The organism is Phreatobacter sp. (assembly GCF_027532945.1).
GTDB lineage: Bacteria > Pseudomonadota > Alphaproteobacteria > Rhizobiales > Phreatobacteraceae > Phreatobacter.
On sequence record NZ_JAPZTZ010000031.1, the window covers coordinates 19,220 to 41,312 of the forward strand.

22 protein-coding genes and 1 tRNA gene are annotated in these 22,093 nt (G+C 69.3%); 16 read left to right on the forward strand and 7 right to left on the reverse strand.

What is annotated here, in order from left to right; all coding sequences use genetic code 11:
• Positions 1–8: 8 nt before the first annotated feature.
• Together phnE (O9344_RS19280) and phnE (O9344_RS19285) are read left to right on the forward strand one after the other, a co-directional pair.
• Positions 9–905 carry a phosphonate ABC transporter, permease protein PhnE gene (phnE, locus tag O9344_RS19280; RefSeq protein WP_298481121.1) on the forward strand — a complete coding sequence of 299 codons (897 nt, stop codon included), beginning with the start codon at positions 9–11 and terminating at the stop codon, positions 903–905.
• A complete protein-coding gene (phnE, locus tag O9344_RS19285) occupies positions 902–1,777 on the forward strand; it encodes a phosphonate ABC transporter, permease protein PhnE (RefSeq protein WP_298481123.1) in 876 nt (291 codons plus the stop codon). Before phnE (O9344_RS19280) ends, phnE (O9344_RS19285) begins: the two co-directional genes overlap by 4 nt.
• A gap of 3 nt (positions 1,778–1,780) precedes the next feature.
• Here the strand turns inward: phnE (O9344_RS19285) and phnF are convergent, their stop codons facing one another.
• Positions 1,781–2,500 carry a phosphonate metabolism transcriptional regulator PhnF gene (gene phnF / locus O9344_RS19290; protein WP_298481125.1) on the reverse strand — a complete coding sequence of 240 codons (720 nt, stop codon included), beginning with the start codon at positions 2,498–2,500 and terminating at the stop codon, positions 1,781–1,783.
• Positions 2,501–2,635: 135 nt separating this feature from the next.
• Between phnF and phnG the strand changes: the two genes are divergently transcribed.
• From phnG to O9344_RS19335, 9 genes are all read left to right on the forward strand, one after another.
• Entirely contained in the window at positions 2,636–3,094 is a 459-nt protein-coding gene (gene phnG / locus O9344_RS19295; protein ID WP_298481128.1) for a phosphonate C-P lyase system protein PhnG, read from the forward strand.
• The gene (gene phnH / locus O9344_RS19300; protein WP_298481130.1) at positions 3,094–3,687 is read left to right on the forward strand and encodes a phosphonate C-P lyase system protein PhnH; all 594 of its coding nucleotides are present in this window, start codon (positions 3,094–3,096) and stop codon (positions 3,685–3,687) included. Before phnG ends, phnH begins: the two co-directional genes overlap by 1 nt.
• A 3-nt stretch (positions 3,688–3,690) precedes the next feature.
• Positions 3,691–4,800 (forward strand): carbon-phosphorus lyase complex subunit PhnI, encoded by a 1,110-nt coding sequence (locus tag O9344_RS19305; protein ID WP_298481132.1) that lies wholly within the window; start codon positions 3,691–3,693, stop codon positions 4,798–4,800.
• Positions 4,797–5,699, forward strand: coding sequence for an alpha-D-ribose 1-methylphosphonate 5-phosphate C-P-lyase PhnJ (locus O9344_RS19310; RefSeq protein WP_298481134.1), 903 nt, complete (start codon positions 4,797–4,799; stop codon positions 5,697–5,699). The genes O9344_RS19305 and O9344_RS19310 overlap by 4 nt, the downstream gene beginning before the upstream one ends.
• Before the next feature lie 8 nt (positions 5,700–5,707).
• Positions 5,708–6,499, forward strand: coding sequence for a phosphonate C-P lyase system protein PhnK (gene phnK, locus O9344_RS19315; RefSeq protein WP_298481136.1), 792 nt, complete (start codon positions 5,708–5,710; stop codon positions 6,497–6,499).
• Between the two features lie 8 nt (positions 6,500–6,507).
• Entirely contained in the window at positions 6,508–7,215 is a 708-nt protein-coding gene (gene phnL, locus O9344_RS19320; protein ID WP_298481138.1) for a phosphonate C-P lyase system protein PhnL, read from the forward strand.
• An 8-nt stretch (positions 7,216–7,223) separates the two neighbouring features.
• Positions 7,224–8,396, forward strand: a complete 1,173-nt coding sequence (locus tag O9344_RS19325) for an alpha-D-ribose 1-methylphosphonate 5-triphosphate diphosphatase (RefSeq protein WP_298481140.1) — start codon at positions 7,224–7,226, stop codon at positions 8,394–8,396.
• A 1-nt stretch (position 8,397) separates the two neighbouring features.
• On the forward strand, positions 8,398–8,979 hold the full coding sequence (phnN, locus tag O9344_RS19330) for a phosphonate metabolism protein/1,5-bisphosphokinase (PRPP-forming) PhnN (protein WP_298481142.1): 582 nt from the start codon (positions 8,398–8,400) through the stop codon (positions 8,977–8,979).
• Between the two features lie 102 nt (positions 8,980–9,081).
• Positions 9,082–9,801, forward strand: coding sequence for an FkbM family methyltransferase (locus O9344_RS19335; protein WP_298481144.1), 720 nt, complete (start codon positions 9,082–9,084; stop codon positions 9,799–9,801).
• 61 nt (positions 9,802–9,862) lie between these two features.
• Here O9344_RS19335 and O9344_RS19340 read toward each other — a convergent pair whose 3' ends face one another.
• Complete coding sequence (locus tag O9344_RS19340) at positions 9,863–11,203, reverse strand: esterase-like activity of phytase family protein (protein ID WP_298481146.1); 1,341 nt, start codon at positions 11,201–11,203, stop codon at positions 9,863–9,865.
• Positions 11,204–11,365: 162 nt separating this feature from the next.
• Here O9344_RS19340 and O9344_RS19345 point away from each other — a divergent pair, with 162 nt between their 5' ends.
• The 4 genes from O9344_RS19345 (at position 11,366) to O9344_RS19360 (ending at position 15,499) form a co-directional block, all read left to right on the forward strand.
• Complete coding sequence (locus O9344_RS19345; RefSeq protein WP_298481149.1) at positions 11,366–12,754, forward strand: FAD-dependent oxidoreductase; 1,389 nt, start codon at positions 11,366–11,368, stop codon at positions 12,752–12,754.
• 98 nt (positions 12,755–12,852) lie between these two features.
• Positions 12,853–14,310, forward strand: coding sequence for a HAMP domain-containing sensor histidine kinase (locus O9344_RS19350; protein WP_298481206.1), 1,458 nt, complete (start codon positions 12,853–12,855; stop codon positions 14,308–14,310).
• A gap of 144 nt (positions 14,311–14,454) precedes the next feature.
• Positions 14,455–14,531: transfer RNA gene (locus O9344_RS19355), tRNA-Arg, on the forward strand.
• Between the two features lie 116 nt (positions 14,532–14,647).
• A complete protein-coding gene (locus tag O9344_RS19360) occupies positions 14,648–15,499 on the forward strand; it encodes a shikimate dehydrogenase (protein WP_298481151.1) in 852 nt (283 codons plus the stop codon).
• A 23-nt stretch (positions 15,500–15,522) separates the two neighbouring features.
• Here O9344_RS19360 and O9344_RS19365 read toward each other — a convergent pair whose 3' ends face one another.
• On the reverse strand, positions 15,523–15,993 hold the full coding sequence (locus O9344_RS19365) for a hypothetical protein (RefSeq protein ID WP_298481153.1): 471 nt from the start codon (positions 15,991–15,993) through the stop codon (positions 15,523–15,525).
• A gap of 148 nt (positions 15,994–16,141) precedes the next feature.
• Here O9344_RS19365 and O9344_RS19370 point away from each other — a divergent pair, with 148 nt between their 5' ends.
• A complete protein-coding gene (locus O9344_RS19370; protein WP_298481155.1) occupies positions 16,142–16,933 on the forward strand; it encodes a cobalamin-binding protein in 792 nt (263 codons plus the stop codon).
• Positions 16,934–17,251: 318 nt separating this feature from the next.
• On the opposite strand, the gene O9344_RS19375 is transcribed toward O9344_RS19370, so the two are convergent.
• From O9344_RS19375 to hemN, 4 genes are all read right to left on the reverse strand, one after another.
• Complete coding sequence (locus tag O9344_RS19375; protein ID WP_298481157.1) at positions 17,252–17,698, reverse strand: MerR family transcriptional regulator; 447 nt, start codon at positions 17,696–17,698, stop codon at positions 17,252–17,254.
• Between the two features lie 528 nt (positions 17,699–18,226).
• Entirely contained in the window at positions 18,227–19,696 is a 1,470-nt protein-coding gene (locus O9344_RS19380) for an efflux transporter outer membrane subunit (RefSeq protein ID WP_298481159.1), read from the reverse strand.
• A gap of 130 nt (positions 19,697–19,826) precedes the next feature.
• Positions 19,827–20,531, reverse strand: coding sequence for a sulfite exporter TauE/SafE family protein (locus O9344_RS19385; protein WP_298481161.1), 705 nt, complete (start codon positions 20,529–20,531; stop codon positions 19,827–19,829).
• 3 nt (positions 20,532–20,534) lie between these two features.
• Positions 20,535–21,944 carry an oxygen-independent coproporphyrinogen III oxidase gene (gene hemN, locus O9344_RS19390; RefSeq protein WP_298481163.1) on the reverse strand — a complete coding sequence of 470 codons (1,410 nt, stop codon included), beginning with the start codon at positions 21,942–21,944 and terminating at the stop codon, positions 20,535–20,537.
• Positions 21,945–22,093: the final 149 nt, after the last annotated feature.

Consider the following 22,093-nt stretch of genomic DNA (forward strand, 5'->3'; position numbering starts at 1 on the left):
AAGACACGATGTCCAACACCGTCCAGAGCCTGCCTGACCACCAGCTCAGCCCCCTTGCCCGCGCCTATGCCGAGGCAGTTGCTGCCAAGCGCCGGCAAGTGATCATCGGCCTCATGCTCTTTGTGGGCGCCTTCATCGTCGCCGGCATTGTCGCGGACGTGAAGCCGGCAACCTTCTTCACCAATCTCTGGCGCTTCACCGACTATCTCGGCCGCATCTTCACGCTCGAACAGGGGCCCTATGCCGGCCGCTTCGTCCTCTTCGACGTGGTCGAGTGGATGTGGGGCTTCGACAAGTGGCTGAAGCTCCTGTGGGAGACGATCCTCATCGCCTATGTCGGCACCCTGTCGGGCGCCATAGGCGGCTTCGTCTTCTCCTTCCTCTCGGCCCGCAACCTCACGCCGAACAGCACCATCTGCTTCCTCGCCAAGCGCTGGCTCGAGTTCTGCCGCACCGTTCCCGAGATCGTCTTCGCGCTGATCTTCGTCGTCGCCTTCGGCCTCGGCCCGCTGGCCGGGCTCCTTGCCATCGCCGTCCACACCTTCGGGGCGCTGGGCAAGCAGTTCGCCGAGGTCGCCGAGAACATCGACATGAAGCCGGTCGACGGCCTCACCGCCACCGGGGCCACCTGGACCGAGCGCATGCGCTTCGCGGTGATGCCGCAAGTCATCTCCAACTATGCGAGCTACGCCCTGCTGCGCTTCGAGGTGAATGTCCGCGGCGCTGCGGTCATGGGCTTTGTCGGCGCCGGCGGCATCGGCCAGGACCTCGTCGAGGCGATCCGCAAGTTCTACTACGCCGACGTCTCGGCGATCCTCGTGCTGATCATCCTCACCGTCATGCTGATCGACCTCGGCACCGAGCGGCTGCGCCACCACTTCATCGGCATGGAGTCCCGCTCGTGACCGACGCCATCCATCCTCTCCGCAAGGCCGCGCTCGACGACCGCAGCGCCCTCATCGCCCGTTACCCCGACGTTTTCTCCCCCCCGCTGTGGACGCGGCTCCAGCCCCTGCTCATCCTTGGCGGGCTGGTGCTGCTCTTCGTCTATGGCCTCGTCGCCCTCGACGTGCAGCCCGGTCGCATCATCACCGGCATCGGCAAACTCGGCCAATTCATCTGGTTCATGCTGCCGCCCTCGACCGACACCTGGGCGAAGTTCTGGATCTACATGCATGCCCTCGGCGAGACGGTCGCCATCGCCTTCCTCGGCACTTTCACCGCAGCGATCCTCGCCCTGCCCATCGGCTTCCTGGCGGCCAAGAACATCGTCCCCAACATCGTCATCCACTTCGTCTCGCGCCGCTTCCTCGACACGATCCGCGGCGTGGACGAGCTGATCTGGGCGCTGATCTGGGTGAGCGTCGTCGGCCTTGGCCCCTTCGCCGGCGTGCTCGCCCTCATCTGCTCGAATTTCGGCCTCTTCGCCAAGCTCTTCTCCGAGGCGATCGAAGCCGCCGACCGCAAGGCCTCCGAGGGCGTTGCCTCCACCGGCGGCAGCCAGATCCACGCGATTCGCTTCGGCATCCTGCCGCAGGTCCTGCCGATCTTCGGCAGCCAGGTGCTCTATTTCTTCGAGAGCAACACCCGCTCGGCGACCATCATCGGCATCGTCGGCGCCGGCGGCATCGGCCTGCACCTTGCCGAGCAGATCCGCGTGCTGGAATACCAGCATGTCTCGGCGCTGATCCTGATGATCCTCGTCACGGTCGCCATCATCGACCAGGTCTCGACGCGGCTGCGATTCGCCCTCATCGGCGAGCGCAAGGCTGACTGAGCCTCAGCCGCCGACCGTCAGTCGGACGCGGTCGGCGCAGAAATGCGAGCGCGCCCACTGGATGGGCACGCCATCCGGATCGACATTGACGCTGTCGATGACAAGCACCGGCCGGCCCTCGGCGATCTCCAGGCGCTTCGCATCCACCGCGTCGGCGACGGAGGCACCGATCCGCGTCGTGGCGCGGCGATAGTCCGGCACGCCGCAGGCGGCGAGCGCGGCGGTGATGGAGCCGGTGGCACCATAGACCTGCGGCACCCCGGCAAAGCGCGGCAGCGGGAAGGCCGTCACCGCCCAGGAGATCGGCACGCCATCGGCGAAATGGGCGCTCTCGACCATCACCACCGGATCCTCCGGCGACAGGTCCAGCGCCTCGGCAATCTCGGCGTTCGCTCCCATCTCGCGGAACCCCAGCAACCGGCCGGCGGGGTCACGCGCCTGGCCGACGACGATTTCGGAAAAGCGCGTGCGCCGGCCGATCGGATAGGAGAGCGGCTTCGCCTCGACATAGGTTCCCGATCCCTGGGTGACCCGCACCAGGCCCTTGTCCACCAGCGACTTGATCGCCTGGCGCACCGTATGGCGGTTGACGCCGAAGCGTTCCGTCAGCGCCGCCTCGGTCGGCAGCCGCGTGCCGGGCGTCAGCCCGCCGCCGGCGATCTCCGCCTCGATCGTCTCGGCGATCTGCCGCCAGACCGTGACGCCCCTGCCCCTCGCCAGCATCCTGCCTCCGTCATGCTCCTGTCATCGGCCGGGCCGATAGGACGGGCGATCCGATCACGCCGGAACCGCATTTCCGCTTGCCCGCCACGCGCTCGACGTTGTAGGACATAATTGGTCTAGATGAATACACCAATCATGCACACCGAACCCGCCCATCGCGATTCGCCGAACGCCCGCAAAGCTATCATGGCCGTGGTCGCGCGGGCGACCGTCGCCGAGCTTTCCGGCCTCGATGACCTCGTTCCGGAGGGTGTGACCATTCTTCGCGCCCCGGAAATCGGCCTCGTCATGGTGCGTGGCCGTATCGGCGGCGACGGCGCACCCTTCAATCTCGGCGAGGCGACGGTGACGCGCGCCGCGCTCGCCCTTCCCGGCGGCGAGATCGGCTACGGCCACGTCCTCGGCCGCGACAAGGACAAGGCGCGGCTCGCCGCCCTTGCCGACGCGCTTTGGCAGGCCCCCGCCAGCCGCGACGCGGTGGAGGCGGTGCTGGCACCGGTGCGCGACAGGCTCGACGCCGAGACGGCCCTCAAGCGCGAACGCGCCGCCGCCACCCGCGTCGACTTTTTCACCATGGTCCGCGGAGACAATTGATGGCCGTCGCCCTCGCCTTCGCCGATCCCGTCCGCGACGCCCAGGCCGCCTTCCGCGCGGTGATGAACGCCATGGCGCGGCCGGGCTCTGTGCAGCCGGTTGCCGGCCTCACCGGTGCGCCTGCGCCGCTCAGCCCCACGGCTGCGGCCATCGCCGTCGCCCTCGCCGATTACGAGACGCCGCTCTGGCTCGACCCGGCCCTCGCGGCCGCTCCCGATGTCGGTGCCTGGCTGACCTTCCACACCGGCGCGCGCATCGTCGCCGAGCCGGCGCGGGCGGCCTTCGCCCTCGTCGCCGAGCCGGCAGCCCTGCCCGACTTTGCCACCTTCGCGCAGGGCACCGACGTCTATCCCGACCGCTCGACGACGCTCATCCTGCAAGTGGCATCGCTGACAGGCGGCCCCGTTCTGCGCCTCTCCGGCCCCGGCATATCCGGTCACGCCCATCTCGCGGCCACCAGCCTGCCGGCCGATATCACCGCGCATCTTGCCGCCAACCACGCCCTCTTCCCGCGCGGCGTCGACCTCGTCCTCGCCGGCCCCGAGGGCGTCGCCGCCCTGCCGCGCACCACCCGCGTCACCGAGGAGGCCTGACCCATGTATGTGGCCGTCAAGGGTGGCGAGCGCGCCATCGACAACGCCCACCGGCTCCTCGCCCACCATCGTCGCGGCGATCCGGCCGTCCCCGAGGTTGCCTCCGCCCAGATCCGCGAGCAGCTGACGCTTGCCGTCGACCGCGTCATGACCGAGGGCTCGCTCTACGACCGCGACCTTGCGGCGCTGGCCATCAAGCAGGCGCGTGGCGACCTCGTCGAGGCGGCCTTCCTCGTCCGCGCCTTCCGCACCACCCTGCCGCGCTTCGGTGCTACCGAGGCGATCGACACCGGCGCCATGCAGGTGGCGCGGCGCGTCTCGGCCACCTTCAAGGACATTCCCGGCGGCCAGGTCCTGGGCCCGACCTTCGACTACACCCACCGCCTCATCGACTTCCTGCTTGAGGCCGGCGGCGAGCCGCCTGAGCCGGCCCGCGCCGCCGCCGACGACACCGCCATGCCGCGCGTGACGGATCTTCTCGGCGCCGACGACCTCATCGAGCGCAATCCGCCCGGCGATCCGGACGCGCCCGTGCCGGACCTCACCCGCGAGCCGCTCGACCTTCCGGCGGGCCGTGACCTGCGCCTGCAGAATCTCGCCCGCGGCGACGAGGGCTTCCTCCTGGCGCTCGGCTATTCGACGCAGCGCGGCTTCGGCCGCTCCCATCCCTTCGCCGGCGAGATCCGCCTCGGCGAGGTGGAGGTGGAGCTGTTCTCCGAGGATCTCGGTTTCGCCGTGCCGCTGGGCGACATCACCGTTACCGAGTGCCAGATGGTCAACCAGTTCAAGGGCTCGTCGACCGAGCCGCCGCGCTTCACCCGCGGCTATGGCCTCGCCTTCGGCCATTGCGAGCGCAAGACCATGGGCATGGCCCTCGTCGATCGCGCCTTGCGCGCCGAGGAACTCGGCGAGGAGGTGAACGCCCCGGCGCAGGACGAGGAATTCGTGCTGATGCATTCGGACAACGTCCAGGCAACCGGCTTCGTCGAGCACCTGAAGCTGCCGCACTATGTCGACTTCCAGGCCGAGCTCGGCCTGATCCGGCAGATGCGGCGCGAGATCGCCGAGCGCCAGGCGGCGAGCACGCCAGCGCTCAAGGAGGCCACGGAATGACCAGCCACCCGACCGCCTCCGGCTACAACTTCGCCTATCTCGACGAGCAGACGAAGCGGATGATCCGCCGGGCCATCCTCAAGGCCATCGCCATTCCCGGCTACCAGGTGCCCTTCGCCTCGCGCGAGATGCCGATGCCCTATGGCTGGGGCACCGGCGGCGTGCAGGTGACGGCGGCGATCCTCGGCCCCGACGACCGGCTGAAGGTCATCGACCAGGGCGCCGACGACACGACCAACGCCGTCTCCATCCGCAAGTTCTTCGAGAAGACGGCGGGCGTCGCCACCACCACCCACACGGCCGAGGCGACGGTCATCCAGACCCGCCACCGCATCCCCGAGAAGACGCTCGGCCCCGATCAGGTGCTGGTCTACCAGGTGCCGATTCCCGAGCCGCTGCGCTTCCTCGAGCCGCGCGAGACCGAGACCCGCGTCATGCACGCGCTGGAGGATTACGGCCTCATGCATGTGAAGCTCTACGAGGACATTGCCCGCCACGGCCACATCGCCACCACCTACGCCTATCCGGTGAAGGTCGAGGACCGCTACGTGATGGACCCTTCGCCGACGCCGAAATTCGACAATCCGAAGATGAACGACTGTGCCGCCCTGCAGCTCTTCGGCGCCGGCCGCGAGAAGCGCATCTACGCTCTGCCGCCGCATACCAAGGTGGTCTCGCTCGACTTCGAGGACCATCCCTTCGAGCCGACCAAGTTCGACCATGCCTGCGGCCTCTGCGGGGCGACGCACACCTATCTCGACGAGGTCATCACCGACGATGCCGGCGGGCGCATGTTCGTCTGCTCCGACACCGACCATTGCGAGGAGCGGCGCGCCGAGGGCCATCGCGGCGACCTGCTCGGCGAGGCCCCGGCGGAGATCGCGGGAGCGGCGGAATGACTACGGACATGCACGCCCCGATGGACATGGACACCCCGCTCCTCACCGCCGAGAGCCTGACCAAGTTCTACGGCGCCCGCCTCGGCTGCCGCGATATCGGCTTCGAGCTCTTCCCCGGCGAGGTCCTCGCCGTGGTGGGTGAATCTGGCTCGGGCAAGTCGACGCTGCTGAAGCTGCTCTCCGGCCAGCTCGAACCCTCCGGCGGCCGCGTCCTCTACCGGATGCGCGACGGCGTCACCCGCGACATCCTCGCCCTCTCCGAGGCCGAGCGGCGCTTCCTCTTCCGCACCGACTGGGGTTTCGTCCACCAGCACGCCGAGCTCGGCCTGCGCATGGGCGTCTCCGCCGGCGCCAATGTCGGCGAGCGGCTCATGGCGGTCGGCTGGCGGCACTATGGCCGCATCCGCGAGGAGGCCGAGTCCTGGCTCGAGCGCGTCGAGATCGACCCCTCCCGCATCGACGACCGTCCCACCGCCTATTCCGGGGGCATGCGCCAGCGCCTGCAGATCGCCCGCAACCTCGTCACCGCTCCGCGCCTCGTCTTCATGGACGAGCCGACCGGCGGCCTCGATGTGTCGGTCCAGGCGCGCCTGCTCGACCTCGTGCGCGGCCTCGTCGCCGATCTCGGCCTCGCCGCCATCGTCGTCACCCATGACCTCGCGGTCGCTCGCCTCCTGTCGCACCGGATCCTGGTGATGAAGGACGGCCGCGCCATCGAGACCGGCCTCACCGACCAGGTTCTGGACGATCCGCGCGAGCCCTATACCCAGCTCCTCGTCTCCTCGATCCTGCAGCCGTGAGGACGGACATGACCGCGCCCCTCCTCGACATCCGCGACCTCGCCAAGACCTTCACCATGCACCTGCAGGACGGGCTGGTGATCCCCGTCGTCTCCGGCGTGAGCCTGACCGTTCAGCCTGGCGAATGCGTGGTGCTTGGCGGCCCCTCGGGCGCCGGCAAGTCGTCGATCCTGAAGATGATCTACGGCAATTACCGCGCCGATTCCGGCGCCATCCGCGTCGCCGCCGAGGATGGCGAGACGGTGGACGTCGCGAGCGCCGCGCCGCGCCGCGTGCTGGCGCTGCGCCGCACCACCATCGGCTATGTCTCGCAGTTCCTGCGCGTCATTCCGCGCGTGCCGGCGTTGGCCGTGGTCGCCGAGGCGGCGACCGCCTTCGGCATCGACCGGGACGACGCCGAGCGCCGCGCCCGCGACCTGCTCACCCTGCTCAATGTGCCGGAGCGTCTGTGGTCGCTGCCGCCCGCCACCTTCTCAGGCGGCGAGCAGCAGCGCGTCAACATCGCCCGCGGCTTCATCGCCGACCATCCGATCCTGCTGCTCGACGAGCCGACCGCCTCGCTCGACGCCCGCAACCGCGCCGCCGTGGTCGAGCTCATCGAGACCAAGAAGCGCGCCGGCACCGCCATCGTCGGCATTTTCCACGACGACGACGTGCGCGAGCGCGTCGCAAGCCGTATCGTCGATGTGACTCGTTTCGCGGCCGCCGCCGCCTGAGGACAGCCATGCCCGAGACCGGACAGATCGACCCCGAAGAGACCGGATCCCTCGCCCTTTTCTCCCGCCGCGTCGTTCTGGCGGACCGCGAGGTGGCGGCCACCGTCGTGGTCGAGGACGGCCTGATCACGGCCATCGAGGCGGAGAGCCAGCGCCCCGGCGCCCTCGACCTCGGCGAGGACATTCTCATCCCCGGCCTGGTCGAGCTCCACACCGACCACCTCGAGCCGCATTACGCCCCGCGCCCCAAGGTCTACTGGGACCCGCTTTCCGCGGTCTTCGCCTATGACGCGCAGATCGCCGCCTCCGGCATCACCACGGTCTTCGACAGCCTGCGCGTCGGCCGTGACGACGACCGCTTCTCCGTGTCCAATGCCCTCCTCGATCTCTCCGAGGCCATCGAGGCGGCCAAGCGCACCGGCCTCTTGCGCGCTGACCACCACACGCATCTGCGCTGCGAGATCCCCTCGCGCGGCGTCGTGGAGGAGGCCGAGAGCTATCTCGCCCGTTTCGACGTGCGGCTGATGTCGCTGATGGACCACACGCCCGGCCAGCGACAGTTCCGCGACGAGGAGAAGCTGCGCACCTACTATCGCGGCAAGACCGGGCTCTCCGAGACCGATCTCGACGCGCTTTTCGACAGCCGCCGAGCCCGCGCCGCCGAGATCGGGGAGCCGAACAAGCGGGGCCTCGTCGCACTCGCTCACAAGGGCGGCATCGCGCTGGCGAGCCACGACGACACGATCGAGGACCATGTGGCGGAATCGGTGGCCGACCGGGTCTCCATCGCCGAGTTCCCGACGACGGTGGAGGCCGCCAGAGCCTCGCACTCAGCAGGCATCGCCGTGCTGATGGGCGCGCCGAACGTCGTGCGCGGCGGCTCCCATTCCGGCAATGTCTCGGCGGTGGAACTGGCCGAGGCCGGGGTCCTCGACATCCTCTCCTCCGACTATGTGCCGATCAGCCTCATCCAGGGCGCCTTCGGCCTCCAGGACGTGCCGGCCATGGGCGGCCTTCCCGGCGCCATCCAGACGGTGACGCTCAAGCCCGCTCTCGCCACCGGCATGACCGATCGCGGCGAGATCGCGGTGGGCAAGCGCGGCGATCTCGTCCGCGTCGCGCTCGTTGGCCAGAAGCCGGTGGTGCGCGAGGTCTGGCGCCTCGGCCGCCGGGTGGCGTGACATGGACGGCGCGGTGGAGGCGCCGCTGGGTCCGGGACGGCTCGTCCTCGTCGTGGGGCCGAGCGGCGCCGGCAAGGACACGCTGATCGGCCTGGTACGGGACACTCTGGCGAGCGATGCGACGGTGGTTTTCCCGCGCCGTGTCGTCACCCGCCCCTCCTCCGCAGCGGAGGACAATGTCGAGGCGGATGCAGACGGCTTCGCCCGTCTCGCCGCGGCAGGCGCCTTCGCCCTCTCCTGGTCGGCCCACGGCCATTCCTACGGCATCCCCGCCGCGATCGACGCGGCCATCGCCGGCGGCCACACCGTCGTGTGCAACGTCTCGCGCGAGATCATCGCCGCGGCCCGGCGCCGCTATGCCCGTGTGACCGTCGTCGAGATAACCGCCTCACCCGAGGTTCTGGCGGCCCGCATTGCCGCGCGATCCCGTGCGACCGACGGCGATCCCGCGACCCGCGCCGCGCGCAAGGTCACGGCACCGGTCATGGCTGATGTCGTCATCATCAATGACGGGGCAGTCGAGGACGCCGCCGAACGGCTGCGGACCGCGATCCGGGGCGAGGTCGGCGAGCCCGCGCTCTGACGTATCCCGCCACCTCCATTGCGCCGCGGCCCGATCAGCGCTTGGATGCCCCGGCGTCAGGATCCTTGGCGCCAGAATCGTTTGGCGTCAGGAGACCCGACCGTGCATCGCTTCACTGCCCAGATCCCCATGTCCCTCGTCTGCCCCGAACCCATGGAGGCGGCGATCCGCCACGTGCTCGAAGGCGAGTACGAGACCGGATATGATGGGACTGGCCTCGGCATTCTCGACATCGGCGCCAATGTCGGCTCCTTCGCGCTCTGGTCATCGCTGCGCTGGCCGGGCAGCCGCGTTCGCTCCTACGAGCCCCATCCCGGAACCTTCGAGCTCCTGAAGCGCAACACGGCCGGCCGCGCCGACATCACCATCGTCAATGCGGCGCTGTTCCCGGGCGGGCAGACGCGCGCGACGTTCCACTCCCGCTTCGCGGGCGACGGCGAATCGGGCCTTGCCGCCTATGCCGGCGACACTTTCGTCGAGGGCACCATGGTCGAGACCTACGAGGTCGACGTGGTCGATCCCGCCTCGCTCCCCTCCGCCGATGTGGTGAAGCTCGACATTGAGGGCGGCGAGGGCGAGGTGCTGGCCCATCTCGACCTGTCGAAGACCTCGCTCGTGCTGCTCGAATTCCAGAACCGCAAGAACCGCGCGATGATCCACGCAACCCTCGCGGCCGATTTCGACCTGCTCCACGACGAGGAATTCCCCTGGGACGACCTGCTCGGCTATGCGGGTTATCGGCCCGACCTGAAGGGTGATGCGTGGGGCCGCATCTTCGCCGTGCGCCGCAATCTCACGCGCATGTGCCGCGCGAGCGCCTGACACCCGAAACGCAGAAGGCCCGGCGCAGGGCCGGGCCTTCCGATCGATCGGAGCCTCTGGCTCAGCGGGCGCGCAGGAATTCCGGCACGCGCAGCAGCACCATCTCGTTGCCGTCGGCCTTGTTCGGGTCGCGGCTGGACGAGAAGGGCAGGTTGTTGTCGTTGCCCACCACGATGTGGTCGGCATCCACCACCTCGACGTTCTCGATGGTGAAGAACGGCATCTGGAAATGGCCACCCGCCAGCGGAACGCGCGAGCGGTTGTTCGGGTCACGGATCTTCAGCAGGTCGATGAAGCCGATCTTGCGCACGGCATTGCCGACATTGGCCTCCGTCATCTCGATCTTCCAGACGCGCTTGATGCGCGGCAGGGCATGGAAGCAGTTCTCGGCGCGCTGGCCGGCCGGGCAGGCACGCTCCGCGACACCCTCGTTGTCGTCGCGCTCGATGATCAGGCCGGTCGTGGCGTCGATCATGTTGAAGTCGCCGATCGACAGGCCGTTATCGTCGAGGACGTACTTCCAGTGGCGGCCGGTATAGCGGCCGGCCTGCACGTCGAACTCGAGGATGCGCAGATATTCGCGGCCGTTGACCTGCTCGAGGGCGCGGGTGGCGGGATCCCACAGGGCACCCTCCAGCAGCGGATAGAGGAAGCGGCCATCCGGCGAGGCGGCCATGCCCTCGAAGCCCTTGGAGCGACGGACGCGGAAGTCGACGGCGCCGCCGGGAACGTTCGGGGTGGTGACCGCCGGATGGTCGGGCGAGCGCGCAACCTGGCCGTCGACCTGGGTCTCGAAGATCGCCTCGATCTTGCCGGTCATGTCGGCGCGGATCAGGAAGGGGCCGAACTCCTCGCCGATCCAGATCTTGCCGTTGATGATCTGGAAGCTCTCGGGGTCGAAATCCGCGCCGGTCAGGTAGCGGCGATCGGTGCCCTCGTTGGCGATGCGGAACGGCACCTTCTTGTCGGGGTCCGACAGGAACACGGTGGCGATGCGCTCGATCGTGCCCTTCTCGAAGTCGAAGCGGTAATGGCTCAGGAAGAGCATCGCATCCGGCGAGTTGCGCTTGTTGCCGAAGCCGTTGTCGGTGAGCACCCAATAGGTGCCATCCGCCATGCGGCGAATGCCCGAATGGCCCTGCACCGGCTGGCCGCGGAACGGCACCGACAGGCCGGTCGGCCGGCCGGCGGAGAGGCCCATCACCGTGCCGAGGGCATCGACGCGGGCAGCGCCGGTGAACTTGCCGGAGATCTGCAGGTCGGCCGGGGCGTCAGCCGGCGGGGCGATGAACGTGTCGGCCGGCAGGATCGCGTGACCCGCCAGCGTGGCGGGGAATTCGGCGTCGGCGAAGGCCGGCGTCGCGGCCAGAAGGCCGGCGACGAGCAGCAGGGACGCGCGCATTTCATGCTCCTGTCGATGAGAAGGACGGTGCGTTCTGACGGGGCTTGATGACGCCCCGGCAACGCCCATGCGACAGATGCGTGACGCCGGTTGCGTCGCCGGGTTGCGGACCGCCGCCATACCCTCTCGACAGCGCCGCAGCCGCGGCCGATGAATGGCGGCATGACCGCGCCCGATACCAGTCTCGCAGCCCTCACCGTCGACACCTGCATCGTCGGCGACGATCCCGGGGGCCATGCCGTCGCCCTCGCGCTGGTCGCGGGTGGCCTTTCGGTTGCTCTGGTGCGGGTCCCGCGGCCCGGGCCCGGTGGCCAAGAGTTCGGCGGACATGAACTCGCCCGCAGGCTCGCGGCCCTGCGCGACATCGACCAGGCGCATGGCTGGGCCGCGGCAATGCGCCGCATCGCGGAGGCGAATCGCGACACCGCCACGCGTGAGCACCCGCGCCGGCTGGCGGCTGCCGGCATCCGCGTGGTCGAGGGCGAGGCGCGCTTCATCGGCCCGCGCAGCCTTGCGGCCGGCGGCCTCGCCATCACCGCCCGCCGCTTCGTCCTGGCAACCGGCTCGGCCGAAGCCCCCTCCCCCTGGCCGGACCTGCCGGCCGGGCGGGTGCTGACACCGGAGACGATCTGGGAGCTGACCGCCGTTCCCACCAGCCTCGCCGTGATCGGGTCCGACGGGACGGCAGCGGCCCTTGCCCAGGCCTTCCGCCGCTTCGGCGCGACCGTGAGCCTCTTCGCCACCGGCGGCCTCCTGCCGGGCCTTCACCCCGACCGCAGCCATGCCCTGCGCGACCGGCTGGTGGCCGAGGGGATCGATGTCTTCGAGGACGCCGAGGTGAGCGCCGTCCAGCCCGATGGGGAGGGCCTTGCCGTGACCGCGACCCGCGGCGGCGACCGCGACCGGCTGCGGGTCAGCCACGTCCTCCATGTCGGCGACCGCCGGCCCGTCTTGGACGGTCTCGACCTCGACGCGGCCGGCATCGCCCGCGACGGCGCTGGCCTGCGCGTCGATAGCGGCCTGCGCACCAGCAACCGCCGCGTTCTCGCGCTGGGGGATGTCTCAGGAGGAGCCGATCCCGGTCTGTCGCTGCGCCAGGCACCGGCCCTCGCCGCTGCCCTCCTCTTCAACCGGGCTGTCGGCGTCTCGGACGTGATGCCGGTCATGGCAGTGCCGACGCGCCCCGCCCTCATTGAAATCGGTCTTTCGGAAACGCAGGTGCGCGCGAAAGACCGGAGCGCCCGCCTCCTGCGCCTGCCGCTGGCCGAGAGCGCGGCGCCCGGCGCTGGACGAGGCCATATCGCTCTCGTCCTGTCCGGTGCCGGCAAGGTGCTGGGTGCCGGCATCGTCGCCGACAATCCCGAACCGCTGGTCGGACCGCTCGCCTTGGCGATCAGCCGGCAACTCTCCGTTCAGGACCTCGCCGCCATCCAATTGCCATATCCGGCCGTATCTGACGTCATCGGCAAGGCTGTCGCGCCAATTATCGCAGCGCGATTGTCAAATCACTGGACAAGGCGGATCATCCGGATGGTGCGGATGGTCGGCTGAGAGCCGGGAAGCGCGGGGAGGTCATGACGGGTTCGGGCGAGGATCGACAGGCACGGGAGGCCGGCCGCATGCCGGCCACGCCCGCGGTCGACCAGACCATGCTCGACGCCGCAGTGCCCGCCCCGTCCCGCGGCATCGGCCTGTCCGGCAAGCTCCTGCTGCTCACCATCCTCTTCATCCTGGGCGCGCAGGTGCTGATCTACGCCCCCGCCATCGCCAATTTCCGCAATGCCTGGTTGGAAGACCGGCTGTCCTCCGGACGCACCGCAGCGCTCGTGCTGGAGGCCGCGCCCTCCGGCATGGTGCCGGAAGCGCTGGTGCGCGAACTCCTCGACAGCGCCGGCGCCAAGGCGGTGGCGCTGAAGACCGGGCCGGCGCGCCGCCTGCTCGCCGCCTCCGAGGAGATGCCCGACGTCGACGTGACCATCGACATGCGCGACCAGCCGATCTTCCGCTCGATCCCGGAAGCCTTCGCCACGCTCTTCGCCCGTGACGGCCGCACTGCCCGCGTCATGGGCGATGCGCGCCGTGTCGGCGACTTCGTCGAGATCGTGATGGACGAGACGCCGCTGCGCCAGGCGATGCTGCGCTTCTCCAAGACACTCCTCGTCTATTCGCTGTTCATCTCGATCCTCTCCGGCGCCCTCGTCTACCTGACGCTGCACCTGATGTTCGTGCGGCCGATGCGGCGCCTCACCGATGCGATGGTCGCCTTCCGCGAGAACCCCGAGGACATCAGCCGCTCCATCGTTCCGACCGGCCGCAAGGACGAGGTGGGCGTCGCGGAATACGAGCTCCAGTCCATGCAGCATTCGCTGCACGACATGCTGGCGCAGCGCTCGCGCCTTGCCGCGCTCGGCCTCGCCGTCTCGAAGATCAACCACGACCTGCGCAACCTGCTCGCCTCGGCCCAGCTCTTCTCCGACCGCCTTGCCAACGTCCCAGACCCGACGGTGCAGCGCTTTGCACCGAAGATGATCCAGGCGCTCGACCGCGCCATCGCCTTCTGCCAGTCGACATTGTCCTATGGCCGCGCCCATGAGGCCCCGCCGCAGCGCCTGTCCGTCGACCTCGCCCCGCTGGTGGAGGAGGTGCGAGAAACGATGGGCCTCGGCGAGGAGGCGCGCATCGCCTTCGTCAACGCGGTCGATGACGGCATCACCATCGACGCCGATCCGGACCATTTTTTCCGCGTGCTGCTGAACCTGGCCCGCAACGCCCACCAGGCGCTCGATGCCCGTGCGCCGAACGACCCGGCGCGCGACCAGATCCGGATTGCCGGCCGGCGCGAGGGGGCGGTCACCATCGTCGAAATCTCCGACACCGGACCGGGGGTGCCGGAGCGCGCCCGCCAGCACCTGTTCGAGGCCTTCCAGGGCTCCACCCGCCCGGGCGGCACCGGCCTCGGCCTTGCCATTGCCGCGGAACTGGTGCGCGCCCATGGCGGCGCCATCACGCTGGCGGAGGGCACGCTGGGCGCGACCTTCCGCATCACCATTCCCGACCGGCCGATCGACCTCGCCAGCATCCGCCGCAGCCAGCGCAAGCGCGCCTGAACGGTTTCAGGCCGGCCGCATCCGTCGCGGGGCAGCCATCCACAAGAGGCCGGCGAGCCCTCGTCACCCCCTCTTGCAATCACCGGAGAAACAGCGTATCCGACCGCCTCCGTCGGCGAGGCATCTGCCATTCCGACGCGGCGCGCGCCCGTAGCTCAGCTGGATAGAGCACCAGACTACGAATCTGGGGGTCAGAGGTTCGAATCCTTTCGGGCGCGCCATTTTCCCCAACCATCACACGACCTTCCTGCCATCGCGTGATGCCTTGCATCCGTTTGCGCGAGGCTTAAGACGCACCCTCATGGTGGCTCCCGCGGGGGAGCGCAGGAGCGTCGTCATGCGGCAGGTTCGGCTCGGGCTCATCGGGGACAAGATCGCCCGCTCCCGCTCACCCGAACTCCATCGGCTCGCCGGTGCGCTGTGCGGCCTCGAAGTGACCTATGACCTCCTCATTCCGCCGGAGCGGGGGAATAGCTTCCGCGAGGTCTTCGATCATTGCCGCAGCGCCGGCTATCGCGGGCTCAACATCACCTATCCCTACAAGGAAGCGGTGGTGCCGCTGCTGGCGCCGCTGGGGCCTGATCTTAGCGCCCTCGGCGCCTGCAACACGGTCACCTTCGGCGAGGGCGCGCCGCAGGGCGCCAACACCGACTGTTCCGGCTTCGCCAGCGCCTTCCGCAACGCCTTTCCCGGCACGCCGCCGGGCATCGTCGCCATGGCCGGCACCGGCGGCGTCGGCAAGGCCATCGCCTTCGCCCTCGCCGCCCTCGGCGCGCGCGAACTGCGCATTTTCGACACCGACCAGGCCAAGGCGCGGGCATTGGCTGCAGCGCTCGCACCCGTCGCCGGCCCCATGGCCATCGTCACCGCGCCTGACATGCCGGCAGCCGCAGATGGCGCAGACGGCATGATCAACGCCACGCCGCTTGGCATGGACGGGATCGGCAATGCCATTCCGGACGGCGTGCTCGCAGGCCGCAGCTGGGCCTTCGACGCCGTCTATACGCCGGAGGACACACCCTTCGTCATCGCCGCCCGCGCGCGCGGCCTCGCCATCCTCAGCGGCTTCGAGCTCTTCCTCTTCCAGGGCGTCGACGCCTTCCGCATCTTCACCGGCGAGGACGTCGATGCCGAGGGACTCCGGCGACGGTTGCGAAGCGGAGAAGACCCCGCCGCGGCCGGAGGATAAGTCGCGTCTGGCGCGGTGGTGGGTCAGGCGGCCAGCGCGCCGAGAGACATCGCGAAGGCGAGGATGACCACATAGACCCTGGCCCTATGCCACGTCGCCCACCGGGTCACCGCCTCCGGCAGATCGGCGGCCGGAACGGCATGCCGGGCGAAAGCGTCATTGGCGGCGCGGAAGAACACCGCATAGATGACGAGCAGGCTCAGGGCGAGGACAGCGGCGGCCACCGCCAGAGCCGCGCGGAGGCCGAATGGTCCGCCGAAGACCAGCGCCTGCAGCATGGCCAGAACGGCGGCGGCCGGTGCCGCGGCGGTCAGCGGTGTGTAAAACCGGTAGAGCATCGGCCCGAAGGTCGGGTGCAGCGCGTAGAAGGTGTCGGCCGGCAATGTCCGCCAGTAGGGCACGAGCAACTGGTCCTCGGCGAGCAGGGCGCCGGCCAGCAGGCCGAGGGACAGCGCGGCGAGCAAAGGCAGGCACTGGCTGAGCAACGACAGCACGAATGAAACCCCGTCCTATGGCAATCAGGAAAGCCTTGCACTCGGGGTGAGGCGGCGCAAGGCAGGCGTGCAAGCGACCGCCGATACATCCGTGGCCATGCCCGGCATGGCGGTTTAAGACAAAGCCCGCCGCCCAACGAGCACCAGCATGCCCTTCCCGCCGCGCCGCATCGTCTGCCTGACCGAGGAGACGGTGGAGACCCTCTACCTTCTGGGTGAGGAGGACCGCATCGTCGGCGTCACCGGCTATGCCGTGCGCCCGCCCCGCGTCAGGCGGGAGAAGCCGCGGGTGGGCGCCTTCACCTCCGCCGACCTGCCGAAGATCATCGGCCTTGAGCCCGATCTCGTCCTCACCTTTTCCGACCTGCAGGCGGATATCGCCGCCGGTCTGATCCGCGCCGGCATCGCCGTCCATGCCTTCAACCAGCGCGACATCGCCGGCATCCTCGCGATGATCCGCACACTCGGTGCGCTCGTCGGTAATCCCGCCAAGGCCGATGGGCTGGCGAGGACGCTGGAAGGACGGCTTGCGGCCGTCGCGGCCGCCGCGAAGGGCCTGAGGCGCCCGCGCGTCTATGTGGAGGAATGGGACGAGCCGATGATCAGCGGCATCGGCTGGGTCTCCGAACTCGTCGCCATCGCGGGCGGCGAGGATGTCTTCCCGGACCTGGCGCGGAAGGGCTCCGCCCGCGACCGCATCATCACGGCCGACCAGGTCGTCGAGGCCGCCCCCGACCTGATCCTCGCCTCCTGGTGCGGCAAGAAGGTCCGCCCTGAGGCCATCGCCTCCCGGCCGGGCTGGGACGCGATCCCGGCCGTCAGGGCAGGCCGCATCGTTGAGGTCAAGTCGCCGCTGATCCTCCAGCCTGGCCCCGCCGCGCTCACCGAGGGGCTCGATGCGATCATCGCCGCAGTCGAGGCGAGTCGGGCGTCATCGTAGCCGCCGGTGGGGCACTCGCTATCGCTGAGCTCCGGGGGCGGATCGTCGGGGCAACGCGCGGCCACCCCGAGCGCGAAAGGCAGCGCTGCCGCCGCGACGATGAGGAGCACCTCAGCGACGGCGACCTCGTCGCCATCATCATCATCCGCGCCTGCATCCTGACCCGCGGGGTGACGCGATATCTCCGACCGATTCATGAAAGACCCGGGCGCCAGGCCCGGGTTTTGTCGTTTCGGCCTTGCCTGTCAGCGTTGTGTCGGCGGCCTTTTCCTCGGCCTGCAGCTGTTCAAGCCAAGCTGGTGGCGTGGTCGCCTTCAGTCAGACGATGTGCTCGCCGCGCTCCAGGGCCGCGAGCCACGTCTCGAGCAGGGTCACCGCCTCGTGCGTGGTCTGGAGAAGGGCGCGGTTCTCCTCAAGCTTCGCCTGGATCTGCGCCACCCCGAGGGCGATGCGCACCGGATCGTCGCGGCCTGGACCCTCGACGATGTGGGCGACGATCTCATTGACCCCGAAGCCCGCCGAGCGCAGCAGCAGGATCAGGCGCACCTTCTCGCGGTCTCGCGGCGAGTAGAGGCGAATATTGCCCTTGCGGCGCGGCCGCAGCAGGCCGTTCTCCTCATAGAACCTCAGAGCGCGGGCGGTGACACCGAACTCGCTGCTCAGGTCTGAAATAAGGATGGGATCGCTGGCGGCCTCGGGGGAAGCGACCTGCGGAGAGGCAGCCGGAGCTGCGGCCTTGCGAGGAGGATGTCTGTATCGGGGCATCATGGAGCCGGGGAGGGCCGCGAAGCGTCATGGTGACAACGCCAGCGGGATTGGGCGGGTTTCAAACCGCCACGCCGGGGGGCTTGCGGAGATTCAGGATGGATGCGGGAGGCTCGGGACTATGGCTGGTCAAAGAGGGCTCCGCATGGAAGGCAGCCAGCGCCGTAGGTGGCCAATGTCAAAAGGCCGACACAACCTATACAAAATAGTTTATTTTTAAAATAGAAAACATCGAATATGTAAAAAACGACAATCTGTTGACGTGACGTAACATGTTTGACGCGTGGTTATATACTTACTTCCGCGCGATATATTAAAGCCGTACAACAATCCAATACTAAAGACTAATATGATCGATGACAATGGCCATCGATCAGGATGGCTCGGTACAGGGCCAGAATACATTCGAGACGCCCTGATCATCGTTTCGCTGTCCACGGCCGACCGCCGCAACGATGGGCGAAACGACTGTCCCGCCGCGCGGACATTGGCCCGCGCCCCAGAATCGTCGCGAGGATGGAAGAACGCTCAGCGGGGCAGGCGAGGTCCGGTCTCGCGATCGACCACCAGCGGCGTTGCCGTGTCGATGGGCCGGCTCGGCCCGCCGCCGAGCGCCTTGCCGAGCGCGATGAAGCGGGTGGCGATCAGAACCTGGCTCTGCAGCAGCGAGTCCTCGGAATCGTAGAGCGAGCGCTCGGTGTCGAGCACTTCGAGGAAGCTCGATGCGCCCTGCTGGTAGAGCACGCGGGCGAGACGCCCTGCCTCGCGATTGCTGCGCGCCGCGACCGCCAGCCGCTGGTAGCGTAGCCGCTGCTGGGCGAGCCCAACCAGAGCGTTCTCGACATCTTCCAGCGCCCGCAGGACGGCCTGGTGGAAGCTGGCATAGGACTGGTCGCGCTGGGCCTCGGCGATCTCCACGCCGGCCCGCAGCCGCCCGCCATTGAAGACGGGGATGGTGATGGATGGTCCATAGGACCAGGCCAGCGAGGAGCCGTTGCCGAGATCGCCGATGCGGATGCCGCTGGTGCGCAGATTGCCGGTGAGGCTGACGCTCGGATAGAGCGCCGCCTCGGCCCGGCCGATGCGCGCCGTGGCCTGGGCGAGGCTCCGTTCGGCCGCCCGCACATCCGGACGATTCAAGAGGACGTCGGCGGGAATGCCGGGCGGCAGGCTGCGGCGCGGCGAGGGAATGCCGCCCCGGCGGAGGGTGCCGACCACCGCCGCCGGCTCACGTCCGAGCAGCACGCCGATGCGATGGGCGGAGGCGGCGAAGGCGGTTTCCAGCGTCGGCACATTGGCGGCGGTGCTGTTGGCGATCGCTGTGGCGCGCGCGACATCGACGGCCGAGGCGGCGCCCGCATCGAACTTCGCGCGCGTGAGCGCCGCCGTCTGCCGCTGCAGCTCTGCGCTGCGCCGCGCGAGATCGGCGCGGGCGAGAAAGCCCCGCGCTTCCGCGTAATTCTGCGCCACGTCACCGACCAGCAGCAGAAGCGTGGTGCGAAGATCCTCCTCGGCCACCTCGACGCCGCGATCGGCCGCCTCGATCCCCCGGCGCGTCTCGCCGAACAGGTCGATCTCCCAGCTCACCGCAAAGCCCGACTGGTAGCTGTTGGAGGACAGGTTGAAGCCGGTCGCGGAGGCGCTGGTGCGGCTGTGGGTGGACGAGGCGGTGCCACTGACGTCGGGCGCGAGGCCCGCCGCCGTCTGGCGCAGCGTCGCGCGCGCCTCGCGAATGCGCGCCTTGGCCGTCGCCACGTCGAGATTGGCGGCGATCGCCTGGTCGATCAGGCTGTCGAGGGTCGGATCGCCGAACCGCTTCCACCAGTCCGCGAGGTCGCCGGGCCTGACCGGGCGCGCATGGGGAGCCTGCGCATGATGCGCCGGCAGGGCAAGATTCGGCCGCTGGTAGTCCGGCCCGACGACGCAGCCCGCGAGGCCGCCGGCGAGCAGCGCCACGAGGCCGGACAGCCGGAAACGAACGGGAACGCGGGCGGTCATGGGCTCGTGGGGGCGCGAAGGACGACGGACGGCGCCGCGACCCTAGGCTTTGCCGCGCCGCGGCGAAAGAGGCCGGCGCACCGGGCGCGCCCTCCTCCACAGCCCGTCTGTTTCGCGATGTGTCGTGCCGTCAGCGACCCGGCAGGCAGAGGATGCCGCCCTCCGGCCCGATCAGCACGGACAGGATCGCAAAAGCGGTGATGGCAAGCCCGATGGCAAGGCCAAGCTGCGGCCGGCGGGCAAGATCGCGCAAGGCGGCGACGCCCATCGCCCCCGCCATGACGGCGGGAAGCGTGCCGAGGCCGAAGCCGAGCATCATGGTGGCGCCGCCCGCCCCCGTGCCGGTCAGCATGGCGGCGAACAGCGCGCCATAGACCATGGCGCAGGGCATGAAGCCCCAGGCGATACCGACGGCCAGCGGCGCACCGACACCGAGGCCGGGATGGCGGGCGGTGATGGTCATCACGGCGTTGCCAACAGGGGCAGCGAGCCGGTCGAAGGCAGCGAGTGACGGGACGAGCCCGGCGGTGGACAGGCCGATCCAGGCGAGAGTCACGGCGCTCGCCCATTGCAGCATCCGGTAGGCCGCGGTCTGGTCGAAAGCGCCGGCGAGCGCCGAGCCGAAAGTGCCGAGAATGCCCCCGGCCACGGCATAGGCGAGCACCCGCCCGAGCTGGGTGAGGAGCAGCATCCGCGCCCGCGTCGCCTGGTCGGCGGCGGGATGGGTGGTCATCATCAGCGCCGAGCCGATGGATCCGCACATGCCGGCGCAATGCAGGCTCGAGGCAAGGCCCATGAGCATGCCGGCGGCAAGCGTGACGGCGGAGACGGCCATGTCCTACACCGCGGCGGAGTGGCGGCCGGCCTTGGCGAGATGGGCGTCGAAGAGCGAGGCGACGACGCGCACCAGCGGCTTGCCGGCCTCGCTGACGACGACGCGACGGTCGGCGCGTGACACCAGCCCCTCCCGCTCCAGGGGCACGAGCCGGTCGAGGTCACCGTCGAAGAAATCGTTGGCGACGCCGTGGCGGCGGGCGACCGCCTCGAGATCGGCGGCGAAGTCGCACATCAGCCGCTCGATGGCATCGCCCCGCACCCGGTCCTCGACCGAGAGCGCCAGACCGCGCACCGTCGCCGGTCGCCCGGCATCGATGGCGCGCTGGTAGCCGCCAAGGTCCGGCGCGTTCTGCACGAAGCCCTGCGGCAGGCGGCCAATAGCCGAGGCGCCAAAGCCGATCAGCGCCTCGGCATCATCGGTCGTATAGCCCTGGAAGTTCCGCTTCAGCGTCTGCTCGCGGGCGGCGATCGCCATGGAATCGTCGGGCCGGGCGAAATGGTCGAGGCCCACCGCCTCGTAGCCGAGGCCGATCAGCGCCTCGCGCGCCGCCGCAGCCTGGTGGAAGCGCGCGACGGCATCCGGCAGGGCCGCCTCGTCGATCAGCTTCTGGTGGCTCTTGAACCACGGCACATGGGCATAGCCGAAGAGCGAGATGCGGCTTGGCGCCATCTCGGCGGCAAGCGTGATGGAATGGAGGAGATCGGCGGCGCTCTGCCGCGGCAGGCCGTACATCAGGTCGAAGCTGATCCGGTCAATGCCAGCCTCGTTCAGCGCCGTCACCGCCGCGACGACGACGGCGTGGGGCTGCACCCGGCCGATGGCCTCCTGGACATGCGGGTTGAGGTCCTGCACGCCGAGGCTGGCGCGCGTCACGCCGGCCCGGCACAGGGCTTGCGCCAGCGTCGGCGTCACCTGGCGGGGATCAAGCTCGATCGCATGCTCGACATCGGGCGTCAGCTGGAAGCGCGCGGCGATGCGGGACGCCACCGCCGTCAGCCCCTCCTCTCCCAGCATGGTCGGCGTGCCACCGCCCCAGTGCAGGTGCTTCACCCGGCGCGCCGGGGTGAGCGAGGCGATGAGGTCGATCTCGGCCAGCAGCCGGTCGCGATAGGCGGCAATCGGCTCGGCCTTGCGCGTCACCTTGGTGTGGCAGCCGCAATAGGCGCACATGGCCGCGCAGAACGGCACGTGGAGATAGAGCGACAGGCTGGTGCAGGGCGACAGCGTCCCGAGCCAGCCGCGATAGGTCTCGGCCGTCACCGCCGGCGTGAAATGCGGCGCCGTGGGATAGGACGTGTAACGGGGGACCGTGCGCTCGGCGAGGGCGATATTGCCCAGCGAGGCCGGGATCGGATCGGCCGGAGCGGCTGTCGCGGCGGTGGTCTGCGTCATGGACGGGGTCTGCGTCATGGAAGTCATGGGGGTGGACCTGACGACGGGGCGGGCACCATGCCGCCGATGGAGCACCATCCACCCGTGCGGCCCCCGCCCGCGTTGATCGACATCAATCGCCCTGCGCGCCCGTCCACGGGCTTCGCGCCGTCTTGATGCACATCAAT